This window comes from Microbulbifer epialgicus (assembly GCF_041447265.1).
Taxonomy (GTDB): Bacteria; Pseudomonadota; Gammaproteobacteria; order Pseudomonadales; family Cellvibrionaceae; genus Microbulbifer; species Microbulbifer epialgicus.
This window is the reverse complement of the sequence record NZ_JBGMEK010000085.1, coordinates 1-16,243: the sequence shown is the minus strand read 5'-3', so window position 1 is coordinate 16,243 and position 16,243 is coordinate 1. Positions and strand designations below refer to the sequence as shown.

At 41.1% G+C, this 16,243-nt stretch carries 13 protein-coding genes and 2 pseudogenes; 3 read left to right on the top strand and 12 right to left on the bottom strand.

What is annotated here, in order from left to right:
• The coding region (locus ACCI49_RS25145) for a transposase DNA-binding-containing protein (protein ID WP_503629704.1) at window positions 1–96 on the bottom strand (96 nt) is incomplete at its 3' end.
• Window positions 97–1,294: 1,198 nt separating this feature from the next.
• A complete protein-coding gene (locus ACCI49_RS20705) occupies window positions 1,295–1,690 on the bottom strand; it encodes a RidA family protein (protein WP_371841135.1) in 396 nt (131 codons plus the stop codon).
• A 510-nt stretch (window positions 1,691–2,200) separates the two neighbouring features.
• Between ACCI49_RS20705 and ACCI49_RS20700 the strand changes: the two genes are divergently transcribed.
• Window positions 2,201–2,368 carry a carbon storage regulator gene (locus ACCI49_RS20700; RefSeq protein ID WP_371841134.1) on the top strand — a complete coding sequence of 56 codons (168 nt, stop codon included), beginning with the start codon at window positions 2,201–2,203 and terminating at the stop codon, window positions 2,366–2,368.
• 576 nt (window positions 2,369–2,944) lie between these two features.
• Here the strand turns inward: ACCI49_RS20700 and ACCI49_RS20695 are convergent.
• The 6 genes and pseudogenes from ACCI49_RS20695 to ACCI49_RS20675 form a co-directional block, all read right to left on the bottom strand.
• Complete coding sequence (locus ACCI49_RS20695; RefSeq protein ID WP_371841133.1) at window positions 2,945–3,343, bottom strand: hypothetical protein; 399 nt, start codon at window positions 3,341–3,343, stop codon at window positions 2,945–2,947.
• A 554-nt stretch (window positions 3,344–3,897) separates the two neighbouring features.
• Window positions 3,898–4,695, bottom strand: coding sequence for an MBL fold metallo-hydrolase (locus tag ACCI49_RS20690; protein ID WP_371841132.1), 798 nt, complete (start codon window positions 4,693–4,695; stop codon window positions 3,898–3,900).
• A gap of 655 nt (window positions 4,696–5,350) precedes the next feature.
• Window positions 5,351–5,779: a hypothetical protein gene (locus ACCI49_RS20685; RefSeq protein WP_371841131.1), complete on the bottom strand. Its 429-nt coding sequence runs from the start codon at window positions 5,777–5,779 to the stop codon at window positions 5,351–5,353.
• Between the two features lie 823 nt (window positions 5,780–6,602).
• Window positions 6,603–7,208 carry a hypothetical protein gene (locus ACCI49_RS20680; RefSeq protein WP_371841130.1) on the bottom strand — a complete coding sequence of 202 codons (606 nt, stop codon included), beginning with the start codon at window positions 7,206–7,208 and terminating at the stop codon, window positions 6,603–6,605.
• 298 nt (window positions 7,209–7,506) lie between these two features.
• Window positions 7,507–7,617: pseudogene (locus ACCI49_RS25105) on the bottom strand (IS481 family transposase); the annotation flags it as partial.
• Between the two features lie 182 nt (window positions 7,618–7,799).
• Window positions 7,800–8,113: pseudogene (locus tag ACCI49_RS20675) on the bottom strand (IS481 family transposase); the annotation flags it as partial.
• A gap of 18 nt (window positions 8,114–8,131) precedes the next feature.
• Here ACCI49_RS20675 and ACCI49_RS20670 point away from each other — a divergent pair.
• Entirely contained in the window at window positions 8,132–8,467 is a 336-nt protein-coding gene (locus ACCI49_RS20670; protein ID WP_371841129.1) for a hypothetical protein, read from the top strand.
• Between the two features lie 179 nt (window positions 8,468–8,646).
• On the opposite strand, the gene ACCI49_RS20665 is transcribed toward ACCI49_RS20670, so the two are convergent.
• Entirely contained in the window at window positions 8,647–10,932 is a 2,286-nt protein-coding gene (locus tag ACCI49_RS20665) for an N-acyl-D-amino-acid deacylase family protein (RefSeq protein WP_371841128.1), read from the bottom strand.
• A gap of 216 nt (window positions 10,933–11,148) precedes the next feature.
• On the bottom strand, window positions 11,149–12,543 hold the full coding sequence (locus ACCI49_RS20660; RefSeq protein WP_371841127.1) for a MutS-related protein: 1,395 nt from the start codon (window positions 12,541–12,543) through the stop codon (window positions 11,149–11,151).
• A 411-nt stretch (window positions 12,544–12,954) separates the two neighbouring features.
• Between ACCI49_RS20660 and ACCI49_RS20655 the strand changes: the two genes are divergently transcribed.
• Window positions 12,955–13,125, top strand: a complete 171-nt coding sequence (locus ACCI49_RS20655; RefSeq protein WP_371841126.1) for a carbon storage regulator — start codon at window positions 12,955–12,957, stop codon at window positions 13,123–13,125.
• A 596-nt stretch (window positions 13,126–13,721) separates the two neighbouring features.
• Here ACCI49_RS20655 and ACCI49_RS20650 read toward each other — a convergent pair.
• Both ACCI49_RS20650 and ACCI49_RS20645 read right to left on the bottom strand, forming a co-directional pair.
• Complete coding sequence (locus ACCI49_RS20650) at window positions 13,722–14,441, bottom strand: aspartate/glutamate racemase family protein (protein WP_371841125.1); 720 nt, start codon at window positions 14,439–14,441, stop codon at window positions 13,722–13,724.
• A gap of 371 nt (window positions 14,442–14,812) precedes the next feature.
• Window positions 14,813–15,631 (bottom strand): acyltransferase family protein, encoded by an 819-nt coding sequence (locus ACCI49_RS20645; RefSeq protein WP_371841124.1) that lies wholly within the window; start codon window positions 15,629–15,631, stop codon window positions 14,813–14,815.
• Window positions 15,632–16,243: the final 612 nt, after the last annotated feature.

Here is a 16,243-nt window from a genome sequence, read left to right as displayed (position 1 = left end):
GGAACTTAAATTCCTAAGAATATTGGACAATCGCTTATTCAATCGTACATCGCCCATAACTTGGTTTTTCACTTCGTCCATGACCCAGTCCTGCATAATTACCCATCCAAATCTGTAGCTCTTACTATGCCAAAACTGTAACTCATTGATTTTTATAATAAAACTGGAAAAACTTGTGTATAAAACTTAGCGCCGCCGGCAGGGGCAGCTTACCGTGTGTGCATTTTGCGCGAAAATGGGAGCAAAGCGAGCCGCGTAAAAGGTGCACAAGGTAAACTGTCCCGCGGAGGGCCACCGGCCCGCAGCAGGCTGCCTAGCATTGTATGGTTGTTCTTGTCTGATTCTGATGTTGAAAATCCTTTTCGCTAACGGGTAAATTGAGACCCACCTTCGGCGGCCACCGAAGGCCTTGTTTATCACAGCTCACTGCCTGGCCGGCCCATAAAAGACCGATAACAAGTATGAACCTGATAAGCACTCATCAGGCATAACTCGAGTAGTCATGTGGGCCTCGAGCCCGAATAGCAAGGCGGAGATAGCTTATCTTATGGAAGCTCAAGAGATCAATGTCAATATCGATACCAGCAGTAAACAACTCGATATTTAAAGGATGCCATTAAACAACTACAACCGCTCAAACCCGAAAGAGTACTAATAGAGTCCATAGGAAGACTTGAATTAGAGTTTGTTTGTGCCGCAGACAAAGCAGGATTACCTATTGTTTTTTGCAACCCTTCTCAGATCAGAAGCTTCGCCAAAACTGACAAGCTAGACGCAATTGATATCGCACACTTTAGTGAAGCGATGAAGCCCAGATTGTCACCAATAAAACCAGAAAAACTCATAAATATCAGTCCTAAACTGCAATCACGCTAAATTGCTTTACCGTCAGTTGTTCCCTCAACACAGTACAGCCCCCCAGGATAAGACACTTACCTTTCCTCGCGCGGATGTCGGATTTGTAAAACATATGCCAAATTGCAGATGAAGGGCTTAATGGTCGCGTGCCCACTGGCCCCACTTATGTCACACCTCATATCCGATTCTTATACATCACCCCGCAATTTTGCTTTGGGTTTCCTCCAGCCAGTTCCTCGCGGAAATAACCTTGCCCTTCGGCTAACCCTCGGCTCTCCGAATACCTAGTGCGAGAACTTTCACCTCGCTAGTTAAGTGGCATGCCTGGCACACACGCATCAGCGGCGAGTCCAAAGGCCACGTCCGCCTGTATGCGCTTGTTGTATGGCACGTGAATATATTCGAAAAAACTGATATCGATTCTATATTTATTTGATTAATCACCGATATAGGCAACCGCCTCAATTTCGACCAACATGGATTCCTCGGCCAACGGTGTCTGTACTGTTGTTCTGGCTGGTGGATTATCTGGAAATATCTCACTGAAGATATTATTCATTTTCTGAAAATCCTTCATGTCTTTGAGATAGACATTGCATTTCAAAACATCGCTCCAGTCAGCTCCACCTTCTTTAAGCACAGCTCCAACGTTATTTAAGGTTTGCCGGGTTTGGGCTTCGATATCACCAAAACCGACAATATTGCCGTCACTTCCCCAGGCGACCTGACCTGCGGTATACACCATATTGCCGCCTCTTGTGCCGGGAGAATAAGGGTATGTCGGGCGCGGTTGAAAGTTCAATTGTTCAGGTTGCAGAATTTTTCGGGGCATCGTGAAGCCTCCATCGGCTTGTAATAATGCTGTTCTATGTCATTTGCAATAAGTACGCGCCACATAACAGTTAACTCAACATCAGCATCAATATATAGCACTTCTCTTTAATTCCAAAGCTCGTCAGTCCGACCACCCAAAAAGATGCTGAGGATCAAGAAGTTAACTTTAGCTGGTACTTATGCTCAGAGAAAGATATTGAGCAACATCCCTATAATTCTGTACTTTCCCTCCTTTATATCTTTGAGGAAGACTTTATGAATCAGTGCGTTATTGGCTCTCTTCAAGAAATAAGAGAAGTTGTTCTTGAATTCTGATATGCAGAGCAAGTCATAGCTGTCAAAACTGCCTTAACTTACATATTTTGAGCGATTTAGATAGGAATCCACTCCCTATTTCGCACCTACCATCCCCGCACACCCATCTACTCCGGCATCAAGAATCACTTATCAAACTTCCCGACCACGGAATGCCTACCCATGGCGTGCGGATCAGTAGAAAACGAACCTGTTGATCCTAAAGTACCAAGCCGGTGGAAACCTAAGAATTAGAAAAGGTTTCCGAGTCACAGTGCTGGAAGTGAAAGGCAATCAAGTAAAGATAGGCATCCACGGCCCAAATCCCTCGCCATTCATCGAGAAGAGATATATGTGCCTATTGAAAGGAAACGAAAAATAGGCAATGGAAAACATTGAGAGCAGATTCTCCAAAGAAGGAGGCTGCGGTCGAGCTTCTTTTCTAGCAGTAAAACCTTATTAGACAGCAAGATATATCAAGCTTCGAATATTGCGCTAACGCCTTGATCTGTGGAAGGCCGCACAAAGCGTAGATTGTTCATTGGAGGCCCATAGGGCCGGAACGAACAGCATCAACTTGTTATTCGCTTCTAGCCACATGCTTGAGTGAATCTCTTTCAATTTCATCAATTACAACTTCTGAGAAATCTGATGTACGAGCCCCGTATTTTCTAAAGTCAAATCGTGCCTCCCTTAACATCATATCGTTGTTTGTAACTGACTTAGCATCCCAATCAGGGCCTCTCTAATCAAGGCAGTTATCTACCCAGAAACTAACAGGACATACAGCATTCCTCTCTCAGCCAAAGAATAATAATCACAGCATGGACATTACTGCATATTATCACTTTGAGGAAATTCTCTACGTTTCATTTCTATGTGCTCCTTTTCGTATAATGCCCGCATCACTGGACGAGCCGCGTAGCGGTTTGGCCCAGTGAACGCGCTTGTATGGTTGTTAGTTACTTGATGCCGGCATCACACCTCTTTTAAAGGCATCCTCCGCCATTGTAAAATAGTAAATACTCGCTAAATATGCAGGAATCGATATTAGAACGGCTAACACATATGTGGGAGCTGAAACTTTAGCTTCCGCATACAAGCCAACGATTGAGACAATAAAGTATAGGACTCCAAGCCCATATCTAGCCCCGATTTTACTCCAGGAATCGAAATCATTGATGGGTGATGTAACTATTTTCTTTGTAACATCATAAACCAAATTACAACCGAAAATTACAGCAACAAAAGCAAAGTATGAATCATTGGCAGCCAAATTAATGACGTAAAACAAAAGCATACTCGGAATCACCCAAAATAGTAACGCGCAACATTTGACCCAACTCATTCCAAACATAGACCTTTCCTTGATTCATTATTTAGGCAACTAACAGTTAACTCAAAATTGGTATCTATATATCACGCTTCTCTATAATTCCAAAGCTCGTCAGCACAACTATGTAAAACTCCGCATTCTTGCAATGCGGAATTGTCTTTGACCCTCTAAAAGGGGATTATTGACCCAGCCTTTTTAGAAGGCTGGACGAGAATTACCCTGTATTACAATATCAGCGTAAATCCAACCAATGTGCCGCTGCTCCCTATTCTCTTGATGCTTTACACATTTACTATCATGTCAGCATCTACACCAACCGTATCCGCACAGCACTCCTTCGCCCAGAAATGGTTACCTCAATATGGCTTCTTCTTAAGATAAGGAAAGCGTGTAAAGATTCTTATGAGCTTCTCGTATATAGTTCAAATTTTTTTAGTTATAATGCATCAATTAACTCTATTATATTTTTGAGGCAGCAAGCTTTTCACTAAACTCGGACACAGGCATGTCATTTTCTGCTTCAATCAAATAATGGGTATTGCCCAAAACCGGTACAGTAAAAGTCGTCTGATCAATCAGCTCTTCACATGTTTTTCTCTTTTTATTACTGTAATTGTTCTTTCTACAAATCTCTTATATGCTTTTTGAGGAAGGAATGAGGATTTATTATTCACATTAAACTTTTCCAAAATGTCCTGAACTTGTGTATCACCCATTATTCTTTCCACATCCCACCCTTTTTGATTAAGTTCTCGAATTTTATTTATCCATTCAAAAGTATTTTTTCTAAATCCAAGTAATGATGATTTATTTGCTGGAACACCATGTCCAGGTATTATCAAGCTCTGATCATCACCTAAATCTAAAATAGCATCAATGGCTGCATTAAAACCTTTAATTCCGCCAGAATAAAATGTTGGATGCCAACTAGTATCGAAAACATCACCGACAAATATAGTATTACTTTTCTCATGGTAGTAGATGTTGTCAATTGCTGAATGAGACTTGACTTTAATATGAGTAAAGCCATCTAAATTAAAGGCATTCTCTATAAGTTTCCCGCCTTGCTTTTTAAAATACTCATTTCCACCTGTGTGGTCAGAATGTGCGTGTGTGTTCAAGATGAAAGTAATCGGCTTATCGTAAATTGAGCGAATTTCACGATCTAATTCACTAAACTGATTATTTCCTGGCATAGGATCAATTAAAACCAAGCCATCTTCTAGTGCAATTAAACCGATATTGGTTGTGTACTCTTTTCCACTCAAGACATATAAGTGTTCAGATACTTTTTCTACACTTAAGCTGTTTGATAAAGCAGCGAAGCTGATGATGAGAAAAGATATAGATATCAAAATCCTAAATTGTTTCATAATTATTCCTTTTGTACTGTGATAAACAGTTCGCCAGCATGTAACAGTTAATTAAAAATCAGTGTTTATATATCATGCTTTTCTTTAATTCCAAAGCTCGTTAGCTTGACCGCCCAAAAAGAAACTGAGGATTAATAAATCGCCCTTAACTAGCACATACGTTCAAATAAAGTAGTAGAACAGCTTCTCTATAATACTTTAATTTCCTTGATATATATCTCATTGGGTAGCTTTTATGGATCAATGAGCTATTGGTTCTTTTCAAGAAATAGGAGAAGCTGCTCTTGAATTCTGATATACAGAGCGAGACTTAACTATCATAACCGCCTTAACTTACATCTTATGGGCGATTTAGATAAAAATCCACTCCTAATTTCACACCAACTACCCTCGCACGCTCACCTACTCCGCCCCCAAGAAATACTTACCAAGCTTGCCAACTACGCACTGCCCACCCACGGCTTGAGTATCAGTGGGAAACAAACATGTTGACTTTAAAGCGTCAAACCGGAACTGGAAGCCAGCATTATATTGATTTATGATCGAATTTGGCGACCGACTCACCAACTACAAATAATTACCTTACAGGAGCTGCCACACAGAATCATTTACACCCGTATTGAGGCCGCGTGATTTATCCTTATTCGTTATGTCTTTACTTAAAATCACTTATTTTTATTAACACAATCATCGGAGGGGAACCCGCTAGTCCACCATAATTTACTGATAAATAGCCAAACCTTAGATCTAATTCACTCAAGCACATCGAAATATTATTCCCATTCTTTGTTAGAGACTTCACAGGCAATATTATCTCCGCACCTTTGGGAAACAATTGCCACCCCTTATCCCTTTCCGTGATCGTTCGATAATGTACTGACCAAAGCTCTCTTTCCCCTATATTTTCAAATATAATTTTACTTGGTAGTGATACCTCAACCCTATGACAATATCGTTTTTCATTGTATGAAATGACAATATTAATTTTGCGCTCATTGGCAGACTCTATAGACAATTCTTCCCATCCAACAGCAAAGCAAACATTGGATAAAAAGATAAGTAAAAATGAGATTAGCTTCTTCATCAGTGTCCTATTTATTTATAATTAACAGTTAACTCAAAAAGCAGCATCTAAATGTCACCCCTCTCTATAATTTCAAAGCTCACTCAGCTCAACAACCAAGAAAAGCACAAAAGATATAGAGTAGATTAATTATAATTCAATAGTATCCCTGCTAAATATTTTTGGGGAGTCTTTATGAATCAATGAGCTAGCTGTTCCCTTCAAGAAACAAGAGGAGATACTCTTGAATTCTAAGACGCAGAGCTAGATTTAACTGTCAAAACCGCCGTGGACGATTTAGATAAGAATCCGCACGCTAAATCCCAATCTATCCATAGAGAGGAAATATAGGTCCACATCGAAAAGAACTAAAACTAGGCAAAGAAAGTCGTTGAGGCCAGATTCTCCAGGTAAGGAGGCCTCACCCGAGCCCCCCTCTATAGGGCCTAACTCTTATCAATCAGCGATGCAAAGCTGTGATTATCAAAATTACGTTTTCATGTTGTACGTCGTAGACATCCCTACCATACTCTTGCTATGTATGGCTGTGCGAGATTCGCTGCCTGAGCGTCAGCTACATGTGAAAGTGAACTTTATCACTTACACGGTAACTCTACAACCATGCCAAAATTGAAAATCCTGCAACTTTAAAAATAGCAGCGAGTGAGGTTTTTTTAAATCTGCATACTGGTATTGGCATTGCACGGAGTTAGCGAGCAATAATTTTCAGGTCAAATTTCTCCCTATTAGCCTGCTTAGATAACATATGCAAAGTAGCATGTCAGGCACATCAAACGACAAGCTGCGCGCAAACTTATAAACATTTTAAATATAACCGCCTCAATTAGAAGCGATTATTTGTTTGTTTCAGTTTTCTGTTTGGTGTATCAATAGTCACAGCTGGTGTTAATTGGTGATTCCGAGTTTTAATCCGAATATATGCCTGCCTTGGGTTCGGGAAGGTAATCGCAGAGCCGTATGTTCTGCCTATAATATCCAGATTTGGAAAGTACCAATCTTCTGTCCAGCCATCGACAATCATTGCCAATCTTCCCAGTCTATGTATTGACATATTTGGAGTCAGGGGGTTGTCAGAGACTACGCAATAAGCATGATCATAGCCCACAGCCCCCACCATAGTGACATGATGATTTCCATCAGTCAGATAAGGGTCAGATTTCAGTGAGCTGTAGCAGATAGCCGCTTTTTCATTACAATTACCGAAACCAGTTCTGGCTGAATCCTCTAAAGATTGGGCGATGTCATTAGCATTATGAGGTTGGTGATTTGAGCGACACAGTGCAATCACATCGGATGCATATTTCTTTCCAGTTGGATCAAACATAAAAGCAAGCGGGTTATTGGCACTTTGTATCGCTTTGTACTTAAAGAAATTTAATGCTTTAACCGCTGCTTTACGTCGAGCTAAGATAATAGCTTGATCTGTCATCTTGTTATTCCTGTAATTTCTAAACTATTGGCACGTATTAAATTGAATATTGATTTGATAAGGTGTAGCAGTTCAGACTTGACCGTTACCGATTTTTCAGAAGGTACTGTGTTAAGCAAAGTTTAGTTTAATAGCTTTTCCTTCTAGATCCTTTTGAAGCTCCTAAAGGCCTGTAGATCTTACGACACAATGAAGTTCGATAGAACTCTTGTAAAATAGTTTTGTGGAAGCGCTCACAGATACCATTCGTTTACAGATGTCTAATTTTTATCTTGATATGCTCTATTTCGCTCACATTAAGATATAACTGATAATAATGCTGCTTTAACGTGCCACAATATTCAGTAGTGCGGTTAGTCAGGATATGTAGCAGTGGTAGATTATGCATAGCGTAAAACGGTAATATACTAAAAGGGGGGAAGGAAAGAATACACTACGCTCGGGACCGTATGAGGTATGGATGCCGATTACGAGCTTACAGGGATGTATTCACAGCGAATCCCGAGCGCAGTGTATACTATCCTTCTGATCCAGTAGTACGTCAATCAGCAGGTCTGCCGCAGTGATAGGCACTTTGGTAGTATACAGCTAACAGTGGGCCACTTTTGTATAGGTATAGACAAAGGTTTGGTGGCAAATACGCCCACCTTAAATGCCCTTACGTAAAAGGTAACCTGCGAACGCAGATCGTCGGGATGTTGAGTACCAATTTCACCACAAGCCTTATCATCATACCGCTTTCGTTCAGAAGCCTAAACCTGTGACGCCGAGAAGATCAGCCCCTTCTCAGCCAACTTGGTACCAAGCCCACTTAATCGCAATTTGAAGTTGACCAGGTCATGTCGTAACCAGATACTTCGAACGCCGCTGGGGGACACAAACACACTGCACTTAGGCAACTCGTTGGGGAGTCGAGCCTGTCCATGAGTAGGCTCTTGGAGGGATATGTCAAGACTGCCTCTTCAGTAGCAGTGTCGACACGATTTGTGGTTAGGCACCCGGCGATTCTTTTCTTAGACGGCGTCCACGCCGCCGCTGGAAACCGCTTCCTTGTATCGATAGAAGGTATCTCTCGATATACTGAGTATCTTAAAAGCTTTGAAGATGTTGCCGAGCTATTCTGCCGGATACAACAATTCGGTCTTGTGTTTGATGATGCGCTCATTAGTATGGATCATAGGGTTTATCCTTGGTTTTACTCATCAAAAGGGGTAAACCCTTCTCTTTCAAGAGGATGTGTCAGATTTGACCTGAGCTAATCAAAATGCATTAGTTCATACTTAATCTGATAGTTACCGCTTTTACGGACAGTGCTCTGTCAAGTCAGATCTGAACTAGTGTAGCTAAAAACTAAACCTATAGCTCAGGTCTTGAGTGGCACACCGGCCACTCTAGCCGCTTACCTAACAACGAGTTACAAAATATGTTGAATGTAGCGCTAAAAGGTAGGAAACCAAGATGGTATCACCTCAAATTTAGGTTCTGCATTGATGTCTAGCGCAGAGTATTGCCCATTTAGCTGCACTTTTCCTTTATTTACAATATTAAATTGGTGCGGCCAAATAATGCCAGAGTCGAGCTTTTTATAATCAAATTCCTCCACATAAACGCCATCCTCAAAAAGTACCTTTTTGATACGACCGCTGCTGGTATCTATACCAATTAAAGGAGTTTTCTTCTCTCCAACGGAGAGCTTCCACCAACTCTCGTTCCGGTGTGCCGGTATATCGAATGGCCCCTGTACTTCCATCAATGGATTACGCAGAAAATAAAGAAAGTTGAGCCACAAACCATTAAGTAGCCGGCTTTTATTATTAACATCCGTGTAAGCAGAAGAATCAATCTCAACAAATTTACCATCTTGATATATTTCCAGTTGATCCTGTGTTGCAAAATAAGTCATATTCTTTTCGTGTGAATATTCAGCAACTGATTCATCTGAAAAATTCAGATATTGCACCTTGCTTCGTGAGGGCTTATTGTTAGCAGATAGTAGCAACGTTGAAGTCAATGATTCGATATTCTGTAATATGCTTTCACCACCAAAAGCATTTAAAATCTTCCCCTTGACTTGTTGTGTGATCGGCATTTCACTTACGAGTGATTGGTGCCTGAGTAAAATCTTTCCCAGCCCCGTATTCTCTATTTCACCATGATGCAAGGCCAACTTACCATTGACTAACACATGGACAAACCCGTCTGCGTATCTCTGGGGGTCTTCATAAGTTGCTCTATCTTTAACTCTATCCAAGTCAAAGATAGCAATATCAGCGTAATAACCAGGAGCCAATCGGCCTCGCTTCTTAAGGCCCAAAAAGCTTGCCGGTAATGCTGTCATACCTCTAATCAAAAAAGGTAGTGAAATTAATGACTCATCAACAACAAATTGTCTTATCTTCTTTGCAAATGCACCAAAGGTTCTAGGATGTGCTCTCCGACCTGGAGAAGCATGTGAACCTCCATCCGAACTGGTCATCATCCACTCCTGTGTTGCCAGCAATCGGATATTATTCATATCATATAATTCAAGATTCATCACAGCCGCATCTTTTTGCTCCTTAGCAATATGAAGTACAGCATCTAGCGAGGAGAGATTTAAATCTTTAGATACTTCTGCTAGGGTTTTTCCATTAAGCTTTTGGTTATTATCCACAAAAAATAATTTTTCCGGGCCTCCACGAATATCAAGCATCTGCTTATGTTCAGATTGCAGACGCTGGCGTATATTGTCATCTTTTAATCGTTCAAATAAAGACGGTAGCCCACCTGCTAGGGCCCAATTTGGTATGGTATAAGCCAACAGTGAACTCTGAGTCGCTGTATATGGGTGTTGTGCGGCAAATACTTGAATACCATCCGCCCTTGCTTTATTGATTAAATCAACCCCTGCTTGGGCTCTGCCGGCATTATGTTTTCCCTGCGGGGTAAAATGACTAAAAATGATTTTAGCATCAATTGCATCGCCAATTTTAATGGCTTCTGCAACCGAAGCATCATACCCAACGCCATTTAATGCCGCACCTAAATCACGATCATGGGTGTCATAAATAGCTTTATATTTTTTTAAGAAAGATAAAGACTCAATCACTTCCTTTGTTGAAGCATAAGAGGCAGGTCGATAAAAAAGACCGGTTGACACCCCAAATGCGCCTTGTTGAACGCCTTTTTCAAGGTATTGACTTACCTTTGCTAGCTCTGTATCATTGGCTGGCTCATCACTCATACCCATAACACTAATTCGAGCCTGATTAAAACCCACATAGGTTCCTACATTGACTCCGGTCTTACTGGCTTTCTCTACACCATCCTGAGCCGTTTCATACTGCTCTAGGACATCATTTTTTCCAAATCCATCTACACCAACAATTACTGAAGTTACGCCCTGATAGATCTGCGGTAACATTTTTTTACCCTGTGGATCATTGAGATCTGCATGACTATGCATATCAATAAATCCCGGTGTAACATAAAGCCCTTCAGCATTAATAATTAATTTTGCCTCGCGCTTAAGATTGTCAGCATTTCCCATAAAAACTATTTTATCGTCCACAACCCCAATATCTTGCCTCATCCATGGATTACCTGATCCATCAATGACTTTTCCATCAAGAATTAAGACATCCAATTTTTCCACTTTATCTTTCTGCGAGAATGCTACCACGCTATAGAAAAAGAGAAGCGAAACAAATAAATACTTAATCAAAAAATTAATCAAAATTTTCATATATAGTCTCTCTTAACATCTATCTTCAATAAATTCGAGGGCATTAATTATGTGATTTGTGCAAAGCGGCCTAAACAAGCCTACGGAACTTACTACTGCATCAGAAGGAAGGGATGTATTCACAGCGAGTCTCGAGTTCAGTGTATTCTTTCCTTCTGACCCAGTAGTACTTCGAAGTTGGCTACAACAGGTTCTACAAAAAACAGCAAAATCGCTTTATTCCGCTAAAACACTTTTATCCAGCAACTGAAATATTCCTTCCTCGTGAAGTACGCGCATACCCAATCGCTGACTGGAAACTCCACTACGTAATAAGTAATCAAAACTCAGGCGCTCGCCCTCTTCTTTTGCATCAAAACATCGGTAGTCTATTCCTTTTCTTAACAGCTCACTCAGCTCGATTAAGTGCGAAGAAAGAATAAATAGACAATCTTCTTTCACAGCAAGTTTTTCGAAAATCGCTCGCGTAGCGTCGAATGCATCTTTAACATTTGTCCCCTTGAATGGTTCGTCCATAAACGCTATCACCCGGTAACCCTCTGCTACAGCCTGGGCTATAGCTTTTACTCGTAACGCCTCGGCACGGAAAAAGCTTATGCCTCTGTGCAGGTCATCACTAATAGAGAAGGTACAGAAGAGACGCTGCATGGGCACGAAGCGAAAGCTATTCGCGGGAACACCCATCCCTAGGTGGGCTAAATATAGTGCTGTAGCAACAGAGCGTAGATAGGTCGTCTTACCAGCCATGTTCGGCCCTGTCAAAAAGAGTACACTTTTATGATGGTCGAGCTTTATCGAATTTGGTACCGCTTTGCGAACGAAGGGGTGAACAAGACCTTCGGCAAACACTCGAAGTTGCCCCTCTTCGACGCACGGCAGAACCAATCCGTATTTGCGGGTAGTATTGGTCATTGCTACAAGTGCATCTATCTCGTAGGTCAGCCTTAATATTCGATCTAATGCTTCCTTTTCCCAAAGTCTGAAAAGTTGATCAAGACGAAGGATTTTCCAGGTCCAGCCTTTAATCTCTTGATTCGGGACTCCGGACAAACCAGTACGACTGAGAAGCGCCCGCAATTCTTGGATCATATAAGCTAGCTCACCAGTCGGTGATTTAAGTTCAGCTTGGTCTACGAAGCGTCGTAACACTTTGATAAGTCCGCAAGTAAGTAGTACACCACGCTTGATGGCGTTATAATGACGTGCATTGTCAGTCCTTACCAAAAAAGCACTAATAATGAACTCCACCAAATTGCTATGAGCCACTATCGGTAGCGCATCACGGATATAGTGATCGACTCGGTCTGTAACATAATTTGACGGCAGACTAGTGAAGGCCTCCGAATGCCCAAGAATGTACAAGAGAGATGCTTGAGTGGTACGAATTTTCGATGCGCTCGACCACGGTCTCTCCATACGCCGCCGCAGTACTTTAGCCCCTCCCTTGGTCTTCGTAAGATTGCAAAAATGGAACAAGCTTGATTCATTAGAATCGTCACTAAAAATAACTAAGTCCTTTTTAGTATGCGCATCAAGGATTAAAACATCAGCATCATTCTGATTCTCTATTCTTTGAAACGTTCCAGACTCATGGGATAGCGAAACAGACATTCACCTAAACCCTCCTCAAAAGTAATTAGAGCTACAAGGCGATAACCTAACGATTGATTGATACTACCTCGAAAACTCCCGTAACGATCAAATTTCATCTTTTTTACATAGTGTTTGGTCTAGCAGAATATTATCGATTAGCCTATTTCATTGTCTCATAAGATAAAGTAACACGACTGTGTTTCAACCAAACAAGCTACATCTGAGAAATAAATACGTCGCTCATCTATAAACTGCAGTATGTTCAACGGCCCGGAGCGATTCCTCAAGCTCTGGAAATCTAGCCCTCGCCTTCCCCTGTTCTCCACTTACCGCTCCTGCGCGACGCCCCACTCCCACTATACGCCACCTTCCAAGCCTCTCAACCGGAGACTCCCCCTCCCACGGTCTGAGAATCATTAGGGAACAAATATGTTTAACCTAAAACGCCGAATCGGCGAAAGCCTAGGAGTTGGAACGAATGTCTCAGTCTCGTTACCAGAAGTGAAGGGTAGACAAGTAAAGATAGAAATCCATGCCCCAAATCCCTACCCTTCCACTACGAAGAAATCTCCACTCACACTCAAAACGAACATAAAATGATCAGCGGGAATCATTGAGAAGCAGATTCTGCAAGGCAGGAGCCCCAGCTAAAACCTCGGCCTCTATAGTGGTTAACCCCCATCAGAAAGCAAGGTATATAAAGTTTCGATTACCATGCTAACGCAAGAGGTAAGCGGCAAGGGCACACAGTGGCTGGGAAGACTGAAGGAGTGGAGCGAATCTCACCCCCTCATTAGGTATACCTCACCAGTAATATTCATGAGGTTTATTATTGCCCAAAGGAAAAATCAAGCTTTCAGGATCTTCACCTCTCATCATGGCCATACATAGCTGCTTATTCAATCGTCTCCGGGGCTTAGTCATGTAGAGCTGAACCCACCACCTCGGTGTGTGATTAAAGCAACATGTAGAATAAGGTCCTGTATACTTACGTTGGATTCGACCATTTGGGTCTCGATCTTTCCATCTGTTTTTTACAGACACTTTCTAATCCTCTAGCTGAGAATAGCTAGAAGATGTCTTTATTATAATAATCCTCGAACTTCTTAATCATTTAGTCTGCCGGTATTTAGCAGTCTCGCACCAAACAGTAAACTGGGAACGTAGTAAGTAATTTACCCTATTGTGGTACCTTATTAGATATATTTTTTATACTCCACTGCTTCCTTAATTGCGGCCTCTGCCAATAAACGATTAGAATTCAATGTAGGTAGAGGGGAATTGGAATCGTTAATAATTAGAGGTATTTCGGTACATCCAAGTACAATAGCATCGCAACCATCATCTTTTAAATTCTTAATTACGCTCTGAAAGTAAGTTACTGATTCTGGCATAAAGATACCACAAACCAACTCTTCCATGATGAGGCGTCCCATTTCATTTATCTCTTCGCTGGCAGGACGTTTCCATGTGAGGCCCAAGCTTTCCACTTTCTCTGGGTAAACATTGCTTTCTACTAACCACCTAGTTCCCAATATTCCAAGTTGCCGAAAACCTCGGGATTTTGCGCTTAGTACTACTACCTCAGCTATGTGAAGCCAGGGTAGTGGTGATCGTTCTTTTACGTATCCTAACGCCTGATGGATTGTGTTATCTGGGCAGATTAGAAAATCAGCACCCTGCATCTTAAGTTTCTGAGCGGAGGAAAGCATTAGCTCACCAACACCAGATAAGTCATTGGAGTTCAGACAATCTACATATTTTGCTAGGGAATGAGTATGCATAGAAATTTCTGGATGCGCATGCTTTCCTAAAATTTTTGAGCTTTCAATGCATATCGTTTTGTAGCAAAGTGCAGCTCCTTCGGCAGAACATCCAACTATACCTATATGCTGGGGTGAAGTATCCAGTTTCACTACTACCTCTCTCTATGGAGTTAGACTAATACCTCAAGTAGAGACGCTGCTTGCGACGTCCGTCTGACTTGACTTATTATAAGTCACTTGCTTTGACTTTAAACCAAACAGATAGCGAAAAACACCTATTGGTTTTACGACAAAATAACAAAGTAAACTGCACACAATGAACGCGCTAAACAATAAGCTCATTGACTTTATTGCAATTCTTGCATCCCATTGCACAATATAAAAAGCAAAGACAACAATAACAGTTTGATGCAATATATAAAATGGGTAAATTAATTCGTTTGCTGCAAGGAGCCATTTAGGTGTTTTTTTGCACAACACACTTGCATATCCCAGCAATACCAATAGCCCAGACCAAGAAACTAGCGTACAAACCAGCCACCAAAGTTGCCAACGTATTTGCAGCGGAACATATTCACTAATATCTGGTTTAAAATAATATCCATAAACAGAACTGAACTAAATATGAACCATTTTAAATTTGTTGAGCGATTATTGGTCATAGATTGCCATATTTTAGGGCTACTAATGAAACACATTCCAGCCATAAAGAACAGCAAGAAAAACAACGAAACAGAAAAATTTTCTATACCTTTATCTTGAGAGTGTACTAGCAGTTTAAGCCCGCACCTCAGCAATAAAACAACAAGTACAAGTGAAAATAATCCATGTTTATATAATGCTAACCGTTCAAGCTTGTTGAGAAGAGCAAGGCCCACTTTGCTACTGAGCGCTAACTTAAGCGGGATGGCCAGCAACATAAACACTATAAGGAACTCAATAAACCAAAGATGATTAGACTCGAATGACAAAAATAAATGCTGATACGCATCAACTAGGCTTGTGTAATCATTTATATTCTCAAAATAATTCTGAGGCGGCACTATGAGTATCATGCCGAAAATTAGGGGGATAAAAAGTCGATGAAACTTACTGATGAAAAATGTTCTTATATTGGTCTTTTTTAATAAAAGCAGGCTACCTACTCCAGCAACAAAAAAGAGCGTTTGTAACCGTAGCTGCTCAAAGTACACCATGATGTCATCAAGCAATTTGCTTGATTCTTCATTCATTACATGCCAACCATCGCCATTAAACGGCATAAACACATGATGTAAGAATACAGCCAAGATTAAAAGGACTCTCAACCAGTCTAACTCTGAGTATCTTTGCGCCTTCATTATAAAATACCCTCTAAGCCACCGAAACTAATTTGAACATTTTCTGCAAGTATTGAGGAAAGAATACCAGTTACAATAGTCGGTTAAGGATGGCCACTTTCAGCCAACTTTGCTATTTGCTCTCCAGCACCGAGAAACCGATACCAATCTCCACCAAATACAATGCATCCAATGTGAATAAACGCTACTAAGACCGTAAGACATCCTGCTACTTGCAAAAAGCTAACCACTAATTCAAAAGCAGTACCCATATATCACACTTTACTATAATTCCAAAGATCGTTCAGCCAGAACACCTAGTAAGATGTAGAAGATCATTTAGTTACTGTTAGTTGGTACGTAGTCGGCCCTGAAAAAAACCAAACACTTACCTCCAGCACGGTGTAATGAGGGTTTACGGGGCGATTCGGACTAAATCCACCTTCCAAAACGTAAGTAAAATATCCGTATTATTAGCCGGAACGGATTTAAGATCATAAAAATAGGTGAAAACGATTTTTTAGGGCACAAAAAAACGCCTCCAGCGCCCTGATCATCCATTTTCTCAAATTCCAGGCACACGCAGCCATGAGGAGATTTATCGCATCACCCACTGTGCCTTTGAGGAAGTTT

Coding starts and splice junctions, on each gene's coding strand:
- ACCI49_RS20690 (WP_371841132.1), bottom strand. CDS start 4,695: ATGAAACAATTTAGGATTTTGATATCTATATCTTTTCTCATCATCAGC.
- ACCI49_RS20680 (WP_371841130.1), bottom strand. CDS start 7,208: ATGACAGATCAAGCTATTATCTTAGCTCGACGTAAAGCAGCGGTTAAA.
- ACCI49_RS20665 (WP_371841128.1), bottom strand. CDS start 10,932: ATGAAAATTTTGATTAATTTTTTGATTAAGTATTTATTTGTTTCGCTT.
- ACCI49_RS20670 (WP_371841129.1), top strand. CDS start 8,132: ATGAGTAGGCTCTTGGAGGGATATGTCAAGACTGCCTCTTCAGTAGCA.
- ACCI49_RS20645 (WP_371841124.1), bottom strand. CDS start 15,631: ATGAAGGCGCAAAGATACTCAGAGTTAGACTGGTTGAGAGTCCTTTTA.
- ACCI49_RS20660 (WP_371841127.1), bottom strand. CDS start 12,543: ATGTCTGTTTCGCTATCCCATGAGTCTGGAACGTTTCAAAGAATAGAG.
- ACCI49_RS20695 (WP_371841133.1), bottom strand. CDS start 3,343: ATGTTTGGAATGAGTTGGGTCAAATGTTGCGCGTTACTATTTTGGGTG.
- ACCI49_RS20705 (WP_371841135.1), bottom strand. CDS start 1,690: ATGCCCCGAAAAATTCTGCAACCTGAACAATTGAACTTTCAACCGCGC.
- ACCI49_RS20655 (WP_371841126.1), top strand. CDS start 12,955: ATGTTTAACCTAAAACGCCGAATCGGCGAAAGCCTAGGAGTTGGAACG.
- ACCI49_RS20685 (WP_371841131.1), bottom strand. CDS start 5,779: ATGAAGAAGCTAATCTCATTTTTACTTATCTTTTTATCCAATGTTTGC.